Raw genomic sequence first — 18,655 nt, 5'->3', positions numbered from 1 at the left:
ATCGGGCACCGGGCACCGGGCATCGGGCATCGGGCATCGGGCATCGGGCATCGGGCATCGGGCATCGGGCACCGGGCACCGGGCACCGGGCATCGGGCACCGGGCATCGGGCACCGGGCACCGGGCACCGGGCGCCGCGCGTGTCGCCGTTCGACGATCCCGCCGGGCCGTGGCGGCCGCGCTGCCGCTACGCGTATTTGTCGCCGACCGTGCTGCGCAGCGGATGCGTGTCGTAGAGGATGATCATCTTCACGATCCGGCCATGCTCGTCGAACTCGAAGACGTCGACACACTCGAACGTCACCGCGGTGCCGTCTTTCAGCCCCCAGTCGTAGACGAAGTACGCGGTGGCGCGACGCGCCCCCGTCGTGCTCGCGCAAATATCGATCGGGGTGATCCGGCTTTGGCCCGATGCGGCATCGACCTTTGCAAAGAACGCCTCAGGGTGCATCCATCCGAGAAACGGGGAATGGATCCGGGCGTCGGGCGCAAACAATGCGCAGATCGCGGCGACGTCGCCGCGCTCCAGTTCGCGAAGGTAAGCGCGGATCTGGCGCGTGTATAGTGCATCGGACGACAGGACCATGATCTGGCTCCGGACAGAAGGTTCGTGTGGCGACCCGCGCCAGGGGGCGCGGATCGGATCGAGCCACGATAGCGACGCGCCGATGACCGAACAACCGAATTATTCGCAACCCCCGTATGCGGGGCACGCATACCCGCTGTCCGATCTGACGCGGGCCTTGCCTCCGCTGCCCGCCTTCCAGGCCTTCGTCGCCGCGGCGGAACTCGGCAGTTTCAGCCGGGCCGCCGATCATCTCTGCCGTACGCAGGGCGCAGTCAGCCGTCAGGTGCAGCATCTCGAAGCCCACTATCGATGCGCGCTTTTCGTGCGCCACGCGTCGGGGCTGACGCTTACGCCGGAAGGGCGCGCGCTGCTGGCGGTCGCCGTGGACCTGCTCACTCGGCTCGTTCGCCACGAGGACGCGCACGACCGATCGCCGGCGGTGCTCACGCTGCGGCTGCCGTCGACGTTCGCGATTCGCTGGCTGCTTCCCCATCTGCCCGTGATCAGCGAGGCGCTGCCCCGGACCGAGCTTCGCATCCACACGTCGGCGGACGATACGCCGGATTTCACCGCATCCGACGTCGACGCGATGGTCGTGCGCGGGCCCGGAAACTGGGCGGGAATGGACGCGATACCGCTGTTCAAGGAAAACCTTGCGCCGATGTGCACCCGCGAGCTGGCGGCGTCGCTGCAATCGGTGGCCGACCTCCGGCGCGTCACGCTGCTCCATCCCGCTCACGGTCGCGAGGAGTGGCGATGCTGGCTCGATCACGTCGGGGCGGCGTCGATCGACGCGAACCGCGGGCTGCAGTTCGATACCCTCGAATTGACGCTCACGGCCGCCGCGCAGGGGCACGGCGTGGCAATCGGCGACCCCCGGATGGCGCGGGACCGCCTCGAGGCCGGCGCACTCGTGATGCCGTTTCGAGACATCGCGCAAAACGGCCTGGGCTATTTCCTCGTGTATCCGTCCGCGCGCGCGGCGCAACCGAAGATTCGCGCGCTCGCCGATATCCTGACCCGGCTCGCACGGGAAGCGCGATCGATGCCTGCGTGACGCGCGGCGCGGCGCATGATGACCCGGCGACCCGGCGACCCGGCGACCCGGCGACCCGGCGACCCGGCGACCCGGCGACCCGGCGACCCGGCGATCCGGCGACCCGGCGACCCGGCGACCCGGCCGGCTCCGCATGTCTTACACTCTCGGCTCTTTCAATCGTCCGCCGAGGCAGCGCCATGTATTCCTCCACGTTCATCTTCAAGGCCGGGCAATACGACGACGAATTCCATCGCCTCGACCAGCAGATCACCGAGATGGCGCGCGCGATTCCCGGCTATCTGGGCGAGGAAACCTGGGAGAACGCCGGCGAAGGGCTCATCCAGAACATCTACTACTGGGAATCGGAGGAGGCGCTGCAGCAATTGATCGCGCATCCGGCGCACCGGGAAGCGAAGGCGAAGCAGGCCCGCTGGCTCGACGGCTACCGGGTCGTGATCGCGAAGGTGCTCAGGGAGTACGGCGACGGCGGCTGCGTGCGGCACGCAGCCGCCGCCGGCCAGCCGGGCTGATCGCCCCCGTCACAGCGCCTCCACCAGCTTCCTGTTGCTCTTCTCGCAATACTCGTGGCACGCCGCGCGCGCCGCGATCGACGCGCCATGCACGAAGCGCGGCGCATCGGCGCGCCGCGACATCGACACGACGATCGACGGCGGCGACGGCTGCAGCGGCAGCTCGACCACCTCGCCGCTTTCGATCAGCGCATCGACGAACAGCCGCGGAATCGCGGCCACCCCAAAACCGTCGCGCACGAGCTGCACGATCACCGAGATCGACGGCGAGCCCGTGATGCGCGTGTCCGACAGCGGCACGCCGTGCGCATGCGCGAGCGTGCGGACGATGTCTTCCAGCGCGCGATGCGGCGCGGTGCCGCGCCCGAACGTCAGGATCGGCTGGCGCAGCACCTGCCGCGCGAGGCCGGTGCGCGTGTGCGGCAGCAGCCCCGCGCGCGCGATCCAGCGCACCGGATAGTTCGCGAGCGCGTCGCATACGACCGACGCCTCGTCGCTGCCCTCCACCCGGATGATCAGGTCGAGCTCGCCCGCCATCAGCCGGCGCTGCAGCACCACGCTGACATCCACCGTCAGGTCGATCTCGAGCTGCGGATAGTCGGCCGCGAGCCGCCGCATGTAGTGCGGCAGCCAGCTGTGCACGACCGTCTCGATCACGCCGAGCCGCAGCTTGCCGCGCAGCGCGCTCTCGCCGGACGCGGCGGCCTGCAGCTGCTGCGTCGCCTCGACCACCGCCTTCGCATAGCCGAGCAGGTATTCGCCGTTCGGCGTCAGCCGGAATTCGCGGCTGTCGCGATCGACGAGCACGGTCTGCAATTCGTCCTCGAGCGCCTTCAGGCGCTGCGAGATCGCGGCCGGCGTCGCATGCAGCGCGGCCGCCGTGGTGCGGAAGTTGCGCAGCTTCGCGAGCGTGACGAAGGTATCGAGGAAACGCGTGTTCATGGCGGTCGGAAAGGCGGTGGGCGTGCAGCTTGCCCTGCACCAAAAGTGAACGGGACCGGGGAAAACCCGGGGATTCGTTAAGAAATTCTATACACGCCGCGCAAAAAAACTCGTTGGCGGTCAATTTTTTTCTTTTCTATTCTTCGCCGTATCCGATGACACACCCGCGTCATCCCGCCCAACTCCCGACGTGCACCCGAACACCATGATGCCTTCCGAATTCCGCCAGTCCGTGCGCAGCGGCGCGTTTCGCGGCCCGACCGCCGGCCACTGCGGGCCGTACGCGCAAGCGAACCTCGCGATCCTGCCCGATGCATACGCGCACGACTTCCTGCGCTTCTGTCAGGCGAATCCGAAGGCCTGCCCGCTGCTGGGCGTCGGCGATCCGGGCGACTTTCGCGTGGACGCGCTCGGCCGCGACGTCGACATCCGCACCGACGTGCCGAGCTACAACGTCTACCGCGACGGCCGCCTGACAGAATGCGTCGACTCGCTCGAAGCGCTGTGGCAGGACGATTTCGTCGTGTTCGCGATCGGCTGCTCGTTCTCGTTCGAGGACATGCTGGCGCGCGAGGGCATCGGGCTGCGCCACGTCGAAGAGGGCCGCAACGTGCCGATGTATCGCACGTCGATTCCGAACCGCCGCGCGGGCATCTTCGGCGGCGAGCTCGTCGTGTCGATGCGGCCGATGCGCGGCGCCGACGCGATCCGCGCGGTGCAGATCACGAGCCGCTTTCCGGGCGTGCACGGCGCGCCGATCCATATCGGCCATCCGCGGGAACTCGGCATCGCCGATCTCGGCGCGCCCGATTTCGGCGACGCGGTGACGATCCGCGACGGCGAGCTGCCGGTGTTCTGGGCGTGCGGCGTCACGCCGCAAACCGCGCTGATGGCCGCGAAGCTGCCGCTCGCGATCGCGCATACGCCGGGCCACATGCTGATGACCGACATCACGAACGCGTCGCTGGCCGTGTTCTGACGCAAGGGGCGGCCGCCCGCCCAAACCCGTCACGGCGCGCGCCGCGCCGCGACCGCATTCCATCCGCCCGGCCGGAGGGCGACGCGCACCCGCGTCGCGGCAGCCGGCGGCCCATGACGACGATTGTTAGCGCGCACTTCGAACTGGAGCGACACCATGGACAGCAAGACCCTGACGGCACCGCCCGCCACCGACCCCGCGCCCGCCGGGCGCGGCGGCCTCTTTTCGTGGTATTCGGAGACGGGGCCGCGCGAGCGCCGCGCGTTCTGGAGCTGCAAGGTCGGCTACATGCTCGACGGGATGGACACGCAGATGCTGTCGTTCGTGATCCCGACCCTCGTCGCGACCTGGGGCATCTCGCTCGCGGACGCCGGCTTCATCGGCACGCTGACGCTGCTCGCGTCCGCGCTCGGCGGCTGGATCGCCGGCATCCTGTCCGACCGGATCGGCCGCGTGCGCACGCTGCAGCTCACGGTGCTGTGGTTCGCGGTGTTCACCGGGCTGTGCGGGCTCGCGCAGAACTATCACCAGCTGCTCGCGGCGCGCGCGCTGATGGGCTTCGGCTTCGGCGGCGAGTGGACGGCCGGCGCGGTGCTGATCGGCGAGGTGATCCGCGCGCGCGACCGCGGCAAGGCGGTCGGCCTCGTGCAGTCGGGCTGGGCGATCGGCTGGGGCCTGTCGGCGCTGCTCTACGCGCTGCTGTTCTCGGTGCTGTCCGCCGAGTATGCATGGCGCGGGTTGTTCCTGATCGGCCTGCTGCCCGCGCTGCTCGTCGTCGTGATCCGCCGCTATGTGAAGGAGCCGGACGTCTACGAGAAAGCGAAGGCCGCGCAGGCGCACGTCAGCGACACGCCGCGCCTCACCGAGATCTTCGCGCCGGCGCTGCTGTCGACCACGCTGCGCGCGGCGCTGCTGACGACCGGCGCGCAGGGCGGCTACTACGCGATCACGACGTGGCTGCCGACTTTCCTGAAGACCGAGCGGCACCTGACGGTGATGGGCACGGGCGGCTATCTCGCGACGATCATCGTCGGCTCGTGGGTCGGCTACCTGGCGAGCGCGTACCTGACCGACCGGCTCGGCCGCAAGCCGAACTTCATCCTGTTCGCGCTCGGCTCGATGGTGATCGCGTTCTCGTATACGTCGCTGAACCTGACCAACGCGTCGATGCTGTGGCTCGGCTTCCCGCTCGGCTTCTTCGCGTCGGGCATCTTCTCCGGGATGGGCGCGTTCCTCACCGAACTGTTCCCGACCCGCGTGCGCGGCTCCGGCCAGGGCTTCTGCTACAACGTCGGCCGCGCGGTGGGCGCACTGTTCCCGTTCCTGATCGGCGCGCTGTCGAAGCACTACGGCCTCGGCGTGAGCATCGGGATCTTCGCGGTGGCCGCGTACGGCGTGCTGATCGTCGCCGCGCTGACGCTGCCCGAAACCCGCGGCCGCGAACTCGACGCGGCCTGAGCGCCGGCCGGGCGCCGTCACGCGCCCGGCTTCCCGGCGAAATGTGCGCGGCATGCGTGCCGCGCCCCTGAAGCGCCCCTTTCCTTCCTGACGACGCCTGTCGCGACGCGGTGTGCACGCGCGCCGCGCGGCCGGCGCGCGTCTTCCGATTCCCGTTTCATCGACGCAGTGATTCCATCGCCATGACTACCCGACACAGCCCTTCCATTCCGTCCGACGCGCAACGCTGGCAATTCTGGATCGACCGCGGCGGCACCTTCACCGACATCGTCGCGCGCCGGCCCGACGGCTCGCTCACCACGCACAAGCTGCTGTCCGAGAACCCCGAGCAGTATCGCGACGCGGCGGTTGCCGGCATCCGCCACCTGCTCGGCCTCGCGGCCGGCGAGCCGATCACGCCCGAGCGCGTCGAGATGGTGAAGATGGGCACGACGGTCGCCACCAACGCGCTGCTCGAGCGCAAGGGCGAGCGCACCGCGCTCGCGACCACGCGCGGCTTTCGCGACGTGCTGCGCATCGCGTACCAGAACCGGCCGCGCCTGTTCGATCTCGACATCGTGCTGCCCGACGCGCTGTACGAGACGGTCGTCGAGATCGACGAGCGCATGGGCGCGCACGGCGACGTGGTCGAGCCGCTCGATCCCGCATCGGCGGAAACGGCGCTGCGCCGGGTGTTCGACACGGGCATCCGCGCGCTGGCGATCGTGCTGATCCACGGCTACCGCCACACCGCGCACGAGCGCGCGCTCGCCGCACTCGCGCGCCGCATCGGCTTCACGCAGGTGTCGGTGTCGCACGAGGTGTCGCCGTTGATGAAGATGGTGTCGCGCGGCGACACGACCGTCGTCGACGCGTACCTGTCGCCGATCCTGCGCCGCTATGTCGAGCAGGTCGCGGGCGAGATGCCGGGCGTGAACCTGCAGTTCATGCAGAGCAGCGGCGGCCTGACCCGCGCCGACACGTTCCAGGGCAAGGACGCGATCCTGTCGGGGCCGGCCGGCGGCATCGTCGGGATGGTGCGTGCCGCGCGCGTGGCGGGCTTCGACCACGTGATCGGCTTCGACATGGGCGGCACGTCGACCGACGTGTCGCACTACAACGGCGAGTTCGAGCGCGTGTTCGAGACGCAGGTGGCCGGCGTGCGGATGCGCGCGCCGATGATGAGCATCCACACGGTCGCGGCGGGCGGCGGCTCGGTGCTGGGCTTCGACGGCGCGCGGCTGCGCGTCGGCCCCGAATCGGCGGGCGCGAACCCGGGGCCGGCCGCGTACCGGCGCGGCGGGCCGCTGACGGTGACCGACTGCAACGTGATGCTCGGCAAGATCCAGCCCGACCATTTCCCGCGCGTGTTCGGCCCGCATGCGGACGAGCCGCTCGATCGCGACGGCGTGGTCGCGAAGTTCGCGGCGCTCGCCGACGAGGTGTTCGCGGCGACCGGGCGGCGCGAAACGCCGGAGGCGCTTGCCGAAGGCTTCCTCGAGATCGCGATCGGCAGCATGGCGAACGCGATCAAGAAGATCTCGGTGCAGCGCGGGCACGACGTGTCGCGCTACGTGCTGACGACGTTCGGCGGCGCGGGCGGCCAGCATGCGTGCGGGGTGGCCGACGCGCTCGGCATGACGCAGGTGTTCGCGCATCCGCTCGCCGGCGTGCTGTCCGCGTACGGGATGGGGCTCGCCGACCAGACCGCGATGCGCGAGCGCGCGGTCGAGGCGGTGCTGTCCGATGCATCGCTCGCCGCGCTGGACGCGACGCTCGACGCGCTCGCCGGTGAAGCGGCGGGCGCGTTGCTCGAACAGGGCGTGCCGGCCGCGCGGATCGCGACCGAGCGCCGCGTGCACCTGCGCTACCAGGGCACCGATTCCGCGCTCGCGGTGCCGGCCGGCAGCGTCGCCGCGATGCAGCAGGCGTTCGAGGCCGCGTATCGGCAGCGCTATGCGTTCCTGATGCCGGGCACGCCGCTCGTCGTGGAGCTTGCGTCCGTCGAGGCGATCGGCCGGTCGGACGCGCCGGTCGAGATCGCGCCGCTCGCGGCGCGCGAGCGTGACGACACCGGCACCGCCGCGCCGCGCGCGGATGCCGCGGTGCGCTTCTATTCCGGCGGCGCGTGGCACGATGCGGCGCTCTACGTGCGCGACGCGCTGCTGGCCGGCGACGTGATCGACGGCCCCGCGATCGTCGCGGAAAAGAACGGCACGACCGTGGTCGAACCCGGCTGGCGCGCGCGGATGACCGCGCAGGGCAACCTCGTGATGGCGCGCGCGACGCCGCTGCCGACGCGGCGCTCGCTCGGCACCGACGCGGACCCGGTGCGGCTCGAGATCTTCAACAACCTGTTCATGTCGATCGCCGAGCAGATGGGGCTGCGGCTGCAGAACACCGCGTACTCGGTGAACATCAAGGAGCGGCTCGATTTTTCGTGCGCGATCTTCGACGGCGACGGCAACCTGATCGCGAACGCGCCGCACATGCCCGTGCACCTCGGCTCGATGGGCGAGAGCATCCGCACGGTGATCGAACGCAATCGCGGGCAGATGCGCGACGGCGACGTCTACATGCTCAACGATCCGTACCACGGCGGCACGCACCTGCCGGACGTAACGGTGATCACGCCGGTGTTCGCCGACGGCGCCGACGAGCCGCTGTTCTACGTCGGCTCGCGCGGCCACCATGCGGACATCGGCGGCACGACGCCGGGCTCGATGCCGCCCGATTCGACGCACATCGACGAGGAGGGCGTGCTGATCGACAACTGGCAGCTCGTGTCGGCCGGCACGCTGCGCGACGCGGAAACCCGCGCGCTGCTCGCGTCGGGCCGCTATCCGGCGCGCAACGTCGAGCAGAACATGGCCGACCTGCGTGCGCAGGTCGCCGCGAACCAGAAGGGCGTCGACGAGCTGCGCCGGATGGTCGCGCAGTTCGGCCGCGACGTGGTGCTCGCGTTCATGCGGCACGTGCAGGACAACGCGGAGGAGGCCGTGCGGCGCGTGATCGGCGCGCTGCAGGACGGCGACTACCGCTATGCGCTCGACAACGGCGCGGAGATCCGCGTGGCGATCCGCGTCGATCGCGCGGCGCGGCGCGCGACGATCGATTTCTCGGGCACCTCCGCACAGCTCGACAACAACTTCAACGCGCCGAAGGCCGTGTGCATGGCGGCGGTGCTGTACGTGTTCCGCACGCTCGTCGGCGACGACATCCCGCTGAACGCGGGCTGCCTGAAGCCGCTGACGGTGATCGTGCCGGAACGCTCGATGCTGAACCCCGCGTATCCGGCGGCGGTGGTGTCGGGCAACGTCGAGACGTCGTCGGCGATCACCAACGCGCTGTACGGCGCGCTCGGGCGGGTCGCGTCGAGCCAGGGCACGATGAACAATTTCACGTTCGGCAACGCACGGTATCAGTACTACGAGACGATCGCGGGCGGCAGCGGCGCCGGAAACGGGTTCGCGGGCAGCGACGCGGTGCAGACGCACATGACGAACTCGCGGCTGACCGACCCCGAAGTGCTCGAATGGCGCTACCCGGTGCGGCTCGACTCGCACCGCATCCGCGCTGGCTCGGGCGGCGGCGGGCGCTGGCCGGGCGGCAACGGCGCGATCCGCCGGATCCGCTTCCTCGAGCCGATGACCGCGTCGATCCTGTCGAACAACCGGATCCACGCGCCGTTCGGCGCGGCGGGCGGCGCCGCGGGCGCGCTGGGCCGCAACACGATCGAGCGCGCGGACGGCACCGTCGTCGCGCTGGACCACATCGGCCGCGCGCAGATGGCGCCCGGCGACGTGTTCGTCGTCGAGACGCCGGGCGGCGGCGGGTACGGCGCGCCGGGCGCCTGAGCGGGCGCATCGCGCGTTACGCGTTATGCGTCACGAAAACGTGCCGGATCGCAGGTTTGAATGAAGCAGATGATTCATTCGGCTGGCGGTCCGGCACGTTTTGCAGTGCAGGCGATGCACCGGTTTCACAGCGAGTAAATACGTATGACGAAAATGCGCCGGATCGCATCGCGCGCGAGAGCGATCGGGAGATTTGCGAAACATTCCTGAATAAAATTCGCGCGAATTCGATTCGTCGAAAATGAAATGCATTTCGCGGGCATGACGCATCGCCGCAATGATCCGACCCTGCGCCGCGTGCCGCTTCGGCGCGGTGCGCAACGGGCGAACAGCGCACGCCATTGGTGCGATTCCGTACGTTCGGACGCGCATTTTTTCAGGGTTTTCACCGGCAATACAGCCCATATTGCACTGCGGTGAGATTGCACGATTCCTCATGGAAATCATGCGTGCAAATCTCGTCCGTCATTTGATAAGATGAACCCAATATTCGTTCGGTATTAATCCGCGCGTCATCGGCAAACGCCGGATTGCAATTGTCTGGAGCAAAAAACGGGGCGGGGGCCGGGCACGCGGTCGAGCACAGGCGCCTCGTCTACACTAAGCGTTTTTTTGGTCGGGGCTCGTCCATGGATGACGAAAACGAAAGCGCGGTACTCGAGGCGCACTTCGGCACGCGCAGCCCGTGCTGGCGCCTGGGCAACGACAGCAATGCGCTCGAGCTGGCCGCGGAGCGCGGCCTGACCAACATCAGCGTGGCGCTCACCACCGAGCAGGCCGCGCGCATTCGCGCGCTGACCGGCGTGACTTCCCACCTCGTGTTCGACATCAAGCTGTTCGGCGACCCGGTCAGCCTGCACCTCGTCGGCAAGAAGCTCACCACGACCGAGTGGGCCGGCACCGCATGCGCGTATTCGGACACTGAATCCGTCGCCGGCGATCTCGCGCACGGCCTCGCGTTCGCGGAGCAGGTCGTCTCCGAAGTCAATTCGCTCGTCGTGATCCTCGACCGCAACGGCATGGTGCAGCGCTTCAACCGCCTGTGCGAGGAAGTCACCGGCAAGCGGGAAGTCGACGTGATCGGCCGCAGCGCGTTCGAGCTGTTCATGAGCCCCGACCAGGGCGCGCAATCGCGCACCAACATCACGGGCTTCTTCTCGAGCAACAAGCCGTTCTCGGTCGAGCGCTACATCAACACCATCAACGGCCCGCGCCTGTTCGAGTTCCGCAACAAGTTCGTGCAGAGCGGCAGCGGCGTGGACGAGCAGTTCCTGATCTGCTCGGGCATCGACATTACCGAGGAGCGCAAGGCCCAGCAGCGGCTCATCGAGCTCGCGAACACCGACGTGCTCACCGGCCTGCCGAACCGCCACGCGATCAGCGAGCAGATCAAGGCGCTGCTGGCGACCGACATCGACAACTCGCTGCGCCAGGTCGGCATCCTGTTTCTCGATCTCGACAACTTCAAGCGCGTCAACGATCACTACGGGCACATCACCGGCGACCGGCTGCTGAAGGACGTGTCGGGGATCATCAACGGCTGCCTGCCGGATGGTGCAACGCTCGCGCGGCTCGGCGGAGACGAATTCCTCGTGCTGTTCTCGCACGGCACGCGCCCGTTGCTGGAGGCCACCGCGCAGGTGATCCTCGAGCGGCTGCGCACGCCGATCCATCTCGGGCTGATGGAGGTGTACACGAGCTGCTCGATCGGCATCGCGATGTATCCGCAGCACGGCGACACGCTCGAAACGCTGATCCGCAGCGCCGACACCGCGATGTACGTCGCGAAGGAGGCCGGCAAGCACACGTATCGCGTGTTCTCGCTGGAGATGAACCAGAAGGTCGCGAAGTACATGTGGCTCGACACGAACCTGCGCAAGGCGCTGGAAGAGGACCAGTTCGTGCTGCATTACCAGCCGGTCGTCGATCTCGCGTCGGGCGACGTGCGCTGCGTCGAGGCGCTGATCCGCTGGCAGTCGCCCGACCGCGGGCTCGTCGCGCCGATGGAGTTCATCCAGTTCGCCGAGGAATCGGGGCTGATCGCGCCGCTCGGGCGCTGGGTGATGCGCACCGCGGCCGCGCAGGCCGCCGACTGGAAGGCCAAGGGGATCGAGACGCGCATCGCGATCAACGTGTCCGCGCGGCAGCTGCAGGACCTGAACATCGTGCATCAGTTCGCGTCGATCCTCGACGAGACGGGCCTCGCGCAGGGGCTGCTCGACATCGAGCTGACCGAGAGCTGCTTCATCGAGGACGAAGACGCGGCGCTCGCGCTGATGAAGCAGTTCCGCCTGCTCGGCGCGGAGATCCACCTCGACGATTTCGGCACCGGCTATTCGTCGCTGTCGCAGCTGTCGCGCCTGCCGCTCGATGCGATCAAGCTCGACCGCAGCTTCATCACCGGCATCGACCGCAACCTGCGCTCGCAGGCGCTGGTGCGCTCGGTGGTGTCGCTCGCGCATGCGCTGAACTTCTCGGTGGTGGCCGAAGGCGTCGAGACGCGCGGCGAAGCGGATTTCCTCAAGCAGATCGACGTCGACCAGTCGCAGGGCTATTACTTCGCGCGGCCGATGGCCGCGCAGGCGTTCGAGCAGTGGCTCACCGAAAAGAGAAAGTTCAGGCTCATCGCCTGAACTTTCCCGCAAGGCCGTGCCGTCAGGCATCGACGGCCGGCATTACACCGGGCGCAGCTTCGACACGCGCCGGTTCTGCAGCATCACCAGGCGTTCCATGTACGCGAGATCCTTCGGCTCGATCGTGAACGCCGCGCGCACCCAGTCCTCCGTGATGTCCATCAGCTCCGAGCGCGACAACGGAAACACGCGCTGACGCGCGCGCAGCATCGCGCGCACGCCGTTCAGCTTCGGCCGCAGCACGTCGATGAAGGTGCGCGTCGCGAGATACGCGTCGCCCGCATCGAAGGTCTGGTCGACCAGCCCGTGATCCGCGTACCACTCGGCGACGTGCGGCTCGCCGTTCGTGATCAGGTCTTCCGCGACGCGGCGGTCGGCCTTGCGCGTGACGAACGAATAGCCGCCCATGCCCGGGAACAGGTTGAACGCGACCTCGGGGAAGCCGAGCTTCACGCCCTTCTGCGCGAGCACGTAGTGATGCGCGAGCGCGGCCTCGAGTCCGCCGCCGAGCGCGCTGCCCTCGACCATCGCGATCGACACCGCGCCGGTGCCGAAGCCCGAGTAGATCTCGCACACGCCGTCGATGCAGGAGCGTGCATAGGCCATCAGCAGGTCGCGCCTGCCGCTGCGGATCGCGTCGACGAAGAAGCTCAGGTCGCCCCCGACGTTGAACAGCTCGGGCACGAGCGAGCCCGTGACCCAGAAGTCGAACGGCAGCCCGGTCTCGCGCGCGACGCGCGCGAGGTGAATGATGTCGGTCACGAGCTGCTGGTTGAAGCAGGGTCGCGGTTCGGAGCGAAGCATCATCCACATGACATTGCGGCCTTCTTCGTAGTAGGCCATCAGTTGCGTCAATTCGCCGGCTTCGTGGAACGGCCGGCATGCAGGGTGTGATTGGAGTTGCATGGATGTGTCCTCGGTTGGAAAGTGATTGGCGTTGTGAAACCGCCGCGTACGCGATCCATGCGAATGGCAAGACGGCCGCATGGCTCCCTGTCGCGCGGCAATACCATTGTTGCGCGCACGAAATCGGCGGATACGCACGATCGACCGGGTTTGGGGCGGGGTTTTCGATGACGCCGGAACCGCATTTCCGCCGCGCGCCGGCGAATGCGCGCGCGAATGCGACGCAATGCCGGCGAGCGGTTTTTCATGGATTTTTGGTGGCCGGGCGCGAATCGGCAATGTGCAAGCATTTCGTCTGTTGAATCGTTTTGGCAGTGAGGGCGCTGGCCGACACGGTCGAGCGGGGCGGCATGCCGGGCGGCGATGCGGGGATTTCGCTCGAGAATTTTTTTGAGCGCGCCGTTCGCGGCGACATGCTGCGCGCGGCTTTACCACGGAATTCGAATCGGCCGTGATTGAATGCCGATGCGAATCGCGCGGCGATCGCGCATTCGATGTCGATTGCCGCACCGGGATCGGTTTTGTCGATGCGACGTGATGCGCATCGTCCCGATACCGCGCCGCGCGGGGCGGCCGGATGCGATCGCGCGCGCGGCCGGCCGTCGATCCCGGGGCAGGGTATTCACCGATCGCGACGCATTTCCGCCGCGATTTCGTGACGTTGGACGCCCCGCGCCCGTGTTCCGGCCGCGGCCTGCCGGCGCCGGACCTTGCCAGGTTCGCCCGGTATCGGCCAACATTCGCTTCCGGCGGGGGGCGCGCGATCGGCGGCGGCCCCGCCTCATACCGACGGATGTGCCGGCCCGCACCGGGCGGCCGGGTGGAACGTCGACCCATCGGCGCGCGCGACCGGCATGGAGGAGAACACGCATGTCAGAAAAACATCGGATCCTGGTACTGGACGACGATCCGGAGGTGCGCGCCTGGCTGAAGGGCGTGCTGGAAGAAGCCGGGTTCGAGGTGTCGGCGGTCGACAGCGCCGCGCAGATGCAGCAGAAGCTGGCGGCCGCGCCGCACGCGCTCGTCATCCTCGACCTGAAGCTGCGCGGGGAAGACGGCATGACGGTCGCGCGCGAGCTGCGGCGGCGCTCGGACGTGTCGATCATCATGATCAGCGGCCTCGGCGACGAGACGGACCGCGTGCTCGGCCTCGAAACGGCGGCCGACGATTTCGTCACCAAGCCGTTCTCCGGGCGCGAGCTGATCGCGCGGGTGCGCGCGCAGCTGCGGCGCACGACCGAGCTGTCGATGCCGCGCCCCGCCGCGAACGGCGGCGGCCCGCGCTTCTGCTTCGACGGCTGGACGATGGACCTCGCCGCGCGCACGCTGACGGGCGCGGCCGGCGCGTGCGCGCTCACGCAGGGCGAGTTCGAGCTGCTCGCCGCGATGGTGCAGCAGCCGTCGCGCGTGTGGTCGCGCGACCAGCTGCTCGAACACACGCGCGGCTTCGGCATCGACGTCTACGACCGCACGATCGACGTGCTGATCCTGCGGCTGCGCCGCAAGATCGAACCGAACCCCGAGCAGCCGACCTACATCCGCACGCAGCGCGGCGTCGGCTACGTGTTCGCGGTGCCCGTCGTGCGCGTGTGACGCGATGCGCGCCCCGTTCCGGCTGTTGCCGCCGTGGAGTGTCCGCGCGAAGCTGATCGCGACGTTCCTGCTGCTGTTCGGGATCACGCTCGCGGTCGTCGTGGTCGGCGTGCTCGGCATGCGCGCGAACCAGAACGCGCTCGACGAGTACGAGGCGAACGTGGTGCCCGAGATCGCCCGCGCGCTGGAGCTGTCGGACAAGGTCGCGCAGCTCGCGGCGGTTGCGCCGAGCATGATGCTGACCGATTCGCCGGACCTGCTGCACAACGACACCGAGCTGCTGCGCGGCCTGCTCGGCGACATCCGGCGGCTGTCGCCGGGCTTCGGCCGGCAGCCGGGCCCGGCCGCGAAGGCCGGCGAGCGGCTCGCGGTGGTCGACGATCTCGACGCGATCGACCAGGATCTCGCGCGGCTGCTGATCGTGTCGGGCCGGCAGCGGCAGCTCAAGGAGGAGCTGGGCGAGCTGCGCATCGCGAACGACCGCATCGGCGAGCGCATCGCGCGCGACAAGAGCCTGATCGCGCAGCGCGCGCCGACGCTGCTCGAGATCTGGGCGCGCACCGCCGGCGCGTTGCAGGCCGCGAACGCGGCGGAGCTCGGCAGCGCCGAAAGCGACAACGAGGCGCTGTGGCTGCGCGTGCGCGAACGCGGCGAGGATCGTCGCCAGCCGGCGCTCGCCGACGCGCTGCAGCAGCTCGACGGCGGCACGCGCAGCGTGTTCGCGGTGCGCCGCGAGTTTCTCGCGAGCGAAGCGCAGACGGGCTACCTCGTCACGCTGCTGCGCGGCCATGCGGACCACCTGAGCGGCAAGTCGGCGCGCTACGTCGAGCGCCTGCGGCAGATCGCGAGCGAGCGCAGCGACAAGGTGCGCAAGGTCGCGGTGTCAAGCCAGTCGGGGCTGCTGTTGCTGGCGATCGCGGGCGTCGCGGTCGCGCTGCTCGGCGTCGCGTACGCGAGCCGCATCCTGCAGAAGCTGCAGGCGATGACGCGCGTGATGGCGCGCCTCGCGAAGGGCATCACGTCGGACCGGATGCCGTCGACGCACCGGCCCGACGAGATCGGCGAACTGGCGCGCGCGTTCGAGGTGTTCCGCACCAACCTGATCGAGAAGGAGCGGCTGACCCACGGGCTCGAGGCGCAGCGCCGCCTGCAGGAGTCGGTGCTGAACTCGATGAACGACGGCGTGTCGGTGCACGACGCGCACGGCAGCCTGATCGCGTGGAATCCGACCTTCGCGACGCTGCTCGGGATCGACGCCGACGCGTTGCGGGCGGGCCTGCCGCTCGCGGCGCTGCGGCGCGCGATCGCGCCGCCCGCGCGCTGGCGCGAGGTGTCGCGCGACACCGCGACCCGCACGTCGGACGGCGCACGCATCGCCGCGTCGGCCGAACTGCACCTGCGCGACCAGCGAATCCTCGAATTTCACTGCCAGCCGCTGCCGGACGGCGGCTGGGTCGCGGTGTGCCGCGACCTGACGAGCCGGCGCGCGGTCGAGGCGGAACTGCGCCAGGCGCAGAAGATGGACGTGCTCGGCCAGCTGACGGGCGGCGTCGCGCACGATTTCAACAACTTCCTGGTCGCGATCCTCGGCAACCTGGAGCTGCTGCTGCCGCGCCTGGACGGGCAGCGGGACGCGCAGACGATGGCCGAGCGGGCGCGCCGCGCGGCCGAGCGCGCGTCGCGCCTCACGCGGCGGCTGCTCGCGTTCGCGCGCCGCCAGCCGTTGCAGGCCGAGCGGATGTCGGTGCGGGCGATGCTCGCGGAGATGCTCGATCTCGTCGAATACTCGGCGGGCCAGCGCGTGAACGTCGTGCTGGAGCCGGCCGCCGAGCCGCTGTGGGTGAACGTCGACCGCGGCCAGCTCGAGAATGCGGTGCTGAACCTCGCGCTCAACAGCGCCGCCGCGATGCCGGAAGGCGGCACGCTGACGCTGGCCGCGCGCCGCGAGCCGATGGCGGGCGAAGGCGCGGCCGCCGCGGGCGCGGTCGTGCTGAGCGTGACCGATACCGGCTGCGGGATCGCGCCGGTCCTGCTCGACAAGGTGATCGAGCCGTTCTTCACGACCAAGGCGGCGGGCGAGGGCAGCGGGCTCGGCCTCAGCAGCGTGTACGGCTTCGTGCGCCAGAGCGGCGGTGACCTGCGGATCCACAGCGAGGTCGGCCGCGGCACGCGGGTCGAGCTGTGGCTGCCGGAAAGCGCTGCGCCCGAGCGGCGCGATGCGGCGGCGCTCGCCGCGCCTGTCGCGCCCGCCGTGCTCGTTGCGCCCGCCGCGCCCGCCGCGCCCGCCGCGCCCGCCGCGCCCGTCGCGCCCGTCGCCGCGCGGGCCGGCGGCGCGCGCGTGCTGGTGGTCGACGACGACCCCGAGGTGCGCGACACGGCGCTCAGCCAGTTCGCGGCGCTCGGCGCGCAGGCCGACGCGGTCGCGACCGGCGATGCCGCGCTCGGCTGGCTCGCCGAGCACGGCCCCGTCACGCTCGTGCTGTCGGACATCTCGCTCGGCGCGGGCGGCAGCGGCATCGCGTTCGCCGCGCGGCTCGCCGAGCGCTGGCCCGCGCAGCGCGTCGCGCTGACCTCGGGCCTGCCGCCCGAAATCCACCAGGCCCACCCCGACTGGCGCGCGGACCTGCCGTTCGTGCCGAAGCCGTTCGACCTCGCGGCGCTCGCCGCGCTGCTCGCCTGAGCCGCGCGGCCGATTGTTTCGATTGTTAATGGCGGGCCGCGTTTCCGAAATTTTCGATTAACGGGACTGGAGTCTCATACACCCACGGCACCCGGCGGCGCGAGCGCGGCACCGGGTCGCACGATTCGAACGATACTGGAGACACACCCGATGACGAAGCTCAAGGCTGGATTGCTGACGATGACGCTCGCCGCGATGGCGACGATGGCCGGCACGGCCGGCGCGGCGACGCTGCGGATCGCGTGCGGCGCGGCCGGCGTCGACCAGGACATTTGCCAGGTCTCGGCGAAGCGCTGGGCCGAGAAGACCGGCAACGAGGTCGAGTTCATCAGCATGCCCAACAACTCGAGCGAGACGCTCGCGCTGTACCAGCAACTGCTCGGCAGCGGCTCGGACAAGATCGACGTGATGCAGATCGACACGGTCTGGCCGGGCATCCTCGCGAACCACCTGATCGACCTGAAGCCGTACAGCAAGGGGCAGGAGGCCCAGTCGTTCCCGAGCATCGTCGCGAACGACACCGTGAACGGCAAGCTCGTCGCGATGCCGTGGTTCATCGACACGGGGCTGCTGTACTACCGCAAGGACCTGCTCGACAAGTACCGCGCGAAGGTGCCGGCGACGTGGGACGAGCTCGACGCGACCGCGCGCAAGATCCAGGCCGGCGAGCGCGCGGCGGGCAGCGAGAAGATGTGGGGCTACGTGTGGCAGGGGCGAGCGTACGAAGGGCTGACCTGCGCCGCGCTCGAATGGGTCGCGAGCTACAACGGCGGCACCGTGATCGACGACAAGGGCCGCGTGACGATCGACAACCCGGGCGCGGTCAAGGCGCTCGACCAGTCGGCGAAGTGGGTCGGCACGATCAGCCCGAAGGCGGTGCTGAACTACGGCGAGGAAGAGGCGCGCGGCGTGTTCCAGGCCGGCAACGCGGTGTTCATGCGCAACTGGCCGTATGCATGGGCGATCGCCAATCGCACCGGCAGCCCGATCAAGGGCAAGGTGGGCATCGCGCCGCTGCCGAAGGGCGGCGCGGACGGCCGCCCGGCCGCGGCGCTCGGCGGCTGGCAGCTCGCCGTGTCGCGCTATTCGCCGAACCCGAAGCTGGCCGCCGAGCTCGTGATGTACCTGTCGAGTGCCGAGGTGCAGAAGATGCGCGCGGTGCAGGCGTCGTTCAATCCGACCATGCCGGCGCTCTACCACGACAAGGACATCCTGCAGGCCAACCCGTTCATGGCCGACCTGCTGCCGACCTTCAGCAGCGCGGTCGCGCGGCCGTCGACGGTCACCGGCGCGAAGTACAACCAGGTCAGCAACCAGTTCTGGAACGCCGCGCACGACGTGCTCGCCGGCAGCGACACCGCGTCGGGCGCGCTCGCGCGGCTCGCCGCGTCGCTGAACCGGCTCGCGCCGGGCGGCAACTGGCGCTGAGCGCGAACGTCCACGCTTGACCGATTCGGCCGGCTGCCTCGCGGCGCCGGCCCCCGCAGGAGA

The 18,655-nt window shown here is 69.4% G+C and carries 14 protein-coding genes; 10 read left to right on the top strand and 4 right to left on the bottom strand.

The window, feature by feature from the left end; genetic code table 11:
- Window positions 1-187: 187 nt before the first annotated feature.
- Window positions 188-586, bottom strand: coding sequence for a nuclear transport factor 2 family protein (locus ABFO07_RS27225; RefSeq protein ID WP_059564128.1), 399 nt, complete (start codon window positions 584-586; stop codon window positions 188-190).
- 82 nt (window positions 587-668) lie between these two features.
- Here ABFO07_RS27225 and ABFO07_RS27220 point away from each other — a divergent pair, with 82 nt between their 5' ends.
- Entirely contained in the window at window positions 669-1,625 is a 957-nt protein-coding gene (locus ABFO07_RS27220; RefSeq protein WP_347469702.1) for a LysR substrate-binding domain-containing protein, read from the top strand.
- A gap of 179 nt (window positions 1,626-1,804) precedes the next feature.
- Window positions 1,805-2,137 carry an antibiotic biosynthesis monooxygenase family protein gene (locus ABFO07_RS27215; RefSeq protein ID WP_059985674.1) on the top strand — a complete coding sequence of 111 codons (333 nt, stop codon included), beginning with the start codon at window positions 1,805-1,807 and terminating at the stop codon, window positions 2,135-2,137.
- Between the two features lie 9 nt (window positions 2,138-2,146).
- Here the strand turns inward: ABFO07_RS27215 and ABFO07_RS27210 are convergent, their stop codons facing one another.
- Window positions 2,147-3,079, bottom strand: coding sequence for a LysR family transcriptional regulator (locus tag ABFO07_RS27210; protein ID WP_059564125.1), 933 nt, complete (start codon window positions 3,077-3,079; stop codon window positions 2,147-2,149).
- Window positions 3,080-3,284: 205 nt separating this feature from the next.
- Between ABFO07_RS27210 and ABFO07_RS27205 the strand changes: the two genes are divergently transcribed.
- From ABFO07_RS27205 to ABFO07_RS27195, 3 genes are all read left to right on the top strand, one after another.
- On the top strand, window positions 3,285-4,058 hold the full coding sequence (locus ABFO07_RS27205) for a putative hydro-lyase (RefSeq protein WP_060018752.1): 774 nt from the start codon (window positions 3,285-3,287) through the stop codon (window positions 4,056-4,058).
- A 156-nt stretch (window positions 4,059-4,214) separates the two neighbouring features.
- Window positions 4,215-5,516: an MFS transporter gene (locus ABFO07_RS27200; RefSeq protein ID WP_059886352.1), complete on the top strand. Its 1,302-nt coding sequence runs from the start codon at window positions 4,215-4,217 to the stop codon at window positions 5,514-5,516.
- A 182-nt stretch (window positions 5,517-5,698) separates the two neighbouring features.
- On the top strand, window positions 5,699-9,352 hold the full coding sequence (locus tag ABFO07_RS27195) for a hydantoinase B/oxoprolinase family protein (protein ID WP_347468916.1): 3,654 nt from the start codon (window positions 5,699-5,701) through the stop codon (window positions 9,350-9,352).
- A gap of 30 nt (window positions 9,353-9,382) precedes the next feature.
- Here the strand turns inward: ABFO07_RS27195 and ABFO07_RS27190 are convergent, their stop codons facing one another.
- Window positions 9,383-9,799: a hypothetical protein gene (locus ABFO07_RS27190; RefSeq protein ID WP_124597044.1), complete on the bottom strand. Its 417-nt coding sequence runs from the start codon at window positions 9,797-9,799 to the stop codon at window positions 9,383-9,385.
- A gap of 182 nt (window positions 9,800-9,981) precedes the next feature.
- Between ABFO07_RS27190 and pdeR the strand changes: the two genes are divergently transcribed.
- Complete coding sequence (gene pdeR / locus ABFO07_RS27185; RefSeq protein ID WP_059564121.1) at window positions 9,982-11,985, top strand: cyclic di-GMP phosphodiesterase; 2,004 nt, start codon at window positions 9,982-9,984, stop codon at window positions 11,983-11,985.
- Between the two features lie 42 nt (window positions 11,986-12,027).
- On the opposite strand, the gene ABFO07_RS27180 is transcribed toward pdeR, so the two are convergent.
- Window positions 12,028-12,891, bottom strand: a complete 864-nt coding sequence (locus ABFO07_RS27180) for a crotonase/enoyl-CoA hydratase family protein (protein WP_059564120.1) — start codon at window positions 12,889-12,891, stop codon at window positions 12,028-12,030.
- A 455-nt stretch (window positions 12,892-13,346) separates the two neighbouring features.
- On the opposite strand from ABFO07_RS27180, the gene ABFO07_RS27175 reads away from it, so the two are divergent.
- The 4 genes from ABFO07_RS27175 (at window position 13,347) to ABFO07_RS27160 (ending at window position 18,592) form a co-directional block, all read left to right on the top strand.
- Window positions 13,347-13,550, top strand: a complete 204-nt coding sequence (locus ABFO07_RS27175) for a hypothetical protein (RefSeq protein WP_347468915.1) — start codon at window positions 13,347-13,349, stop codon at window positions 13,548-13,550.
- Between the two features lie 211 nt (window positions 13,551-13,761).
- Window positions 13,762-14,484 carry a response regulator gene (locus tag ABFO07_RS27170; RefSeq protein WP_059886358.1) on the top strand — a complete coding sequence of 241 codons (723 nt, stop codon included), beginning with the start codon at window positions 13,762-13,764 and terminating at the stop codon, window positions 14,482-14,484.
- Window positions 14,485-14,488: 4 nt separating this feature from the next.
- The gene (locus ABFO07_RS27165) at window positions 14,489-17,164 is read left to right on the top strand and encodes a hybrid sensor histidine kinase/response regulator (RefSeq protein WP_347468914.1); all 2,676 of its coding nucleotides are present in this window, start codon (window positions 14,489-14,491) and stop codon (window positions 17,162-17,164) included.
- A 150-nt stretch (window positions 17,165-17,314) separates the two neighbouring features.
- The gene (locus tag ABFO07_RS27160; protein ID WP_059886362.1) at window positions 17,315-18,592 is read left to right on the top strand and encodes an ABC transporter substrate-binding protein; all 1,278 of its coding nucleotides are present in this window, start codon (window positions 17,315-17,317) and stop codon (window positions 18,590-18,592) included.
- Window positions 18,593-18,655 lie beyond the last annotated feature (63 nt).

It is taken from the genome of Burkholderia stagnalis (assembly GCF_039848545.1).
Lineage (GTDB): Bacteria > Pseudomonadota > Gammaproteobacteria > Burkholderiales > Burkholderiaceae > Burkholderia > Burkholderia stagnalis.
Note: the sequence above shows the minus strand (reverse complement) of the source record. Positions and strands in the feature narration are given on the sequence as shown.

What these genes read in the sequence shown, in the direction of transcription:
- ABFO07_RS27170 (WP_059886358.1), top strand. Translation starts at nt 13,762, where the DNA reads ATGTCAGAAAAACATCGGATCCTGGTACTGGACGACGATCCGGAGGTG.
- pdeR (WP_059564121.1), top strand. Translation starts at nt 9,982, where the DNA reads ATGGATGACGAAAACGAAAGCGCGGTACTCGAGGCGCACTTCGGCACG.
- ABFO07_RS27195 (WP_347468916.1), top strand. Translation starts at nt 5,699, where the DNA reads ATGACTACCCGACACAGCCCTTCCATTCCGTCCGACGCGCAACGCTGG.
- ABFO07_RS27180 (WP_059564120.1), bottom strand. Translation starts at nt 12,891, where the DNA reads ATGCAACTCCAATCACACCCTGCATGCCGGCCGTTCCACGAAGCCGGC.
- ABFO07_RS27190 (WP_124597044.1), bottom strand. Translation starts at nt 9,799, where the DNA reads ATGATTTCCATGAGGAATCGTGCAATCTCACCGCAGTGCAATATGGGC.
- ABFO07_RS27205 (WP_060018752.1), top strand. Translation starts at nt 3,285, where the DNA reads ATGATGCCTTCCGAATTCCGCCAGTCCGTGCGCAGCGGCGCGTTTCGC.
- ABFO07_RS27225 (WP_059564128.1), bottom strand. Translation starts at nt 586, where the DNA reads ATGGTCCTGTCGTCCGATGCACTATACACGCGCCAGATCCGCGCTTAC.
- ABFO07_RS27165 (WP_347468914.1), top strand. Translation starts at nt 14,489, where the DNA reads ATGCGCGCCCCGTTCCGGCTGTTGCCGCCGTGGAGTGTCCGCGCGAAG.
- ABFO07_RS27200 (WP_059886352.1), top strand. Translation starts at nt 4,215, where the DNA reads ATGGACAGCAAGACCCTGACGGCACCGCCCGCCACCGACCCCGCGCCC.
- ABFO07_RS27220 (WP_347469702.1), top strand. Translation starts at nt 669, where the DNA reads ATGACCGAACAACCGAATTATTCGCAACCCCCGTATGCGGGGCACGCA.
- ABFO07_RS27160 (WP_059886362.1), top strand. Translation starts at nt 17,315, where the DNA reads ATGACGAAGCTCAAGGCTGGATTGCTGACGATGACGCTCGCCGCGATG.
- ABFO07_RS27210 (WP_059564125.1), bottom strand. Translation starts at nt 3,079, where the DNA reads ATGAACACGCGTTTCCTCGATACCTTCGTCACGCTCGCGAAGCTGCGC.
- ABFO07_RS27215 (WP_059985674.1), top strand. Translation starts at nt 1,805, where the DNA reads ATGTATTCCTCCACGTTCATCTTCAAGGCCGGGCAATACGACGACGAA.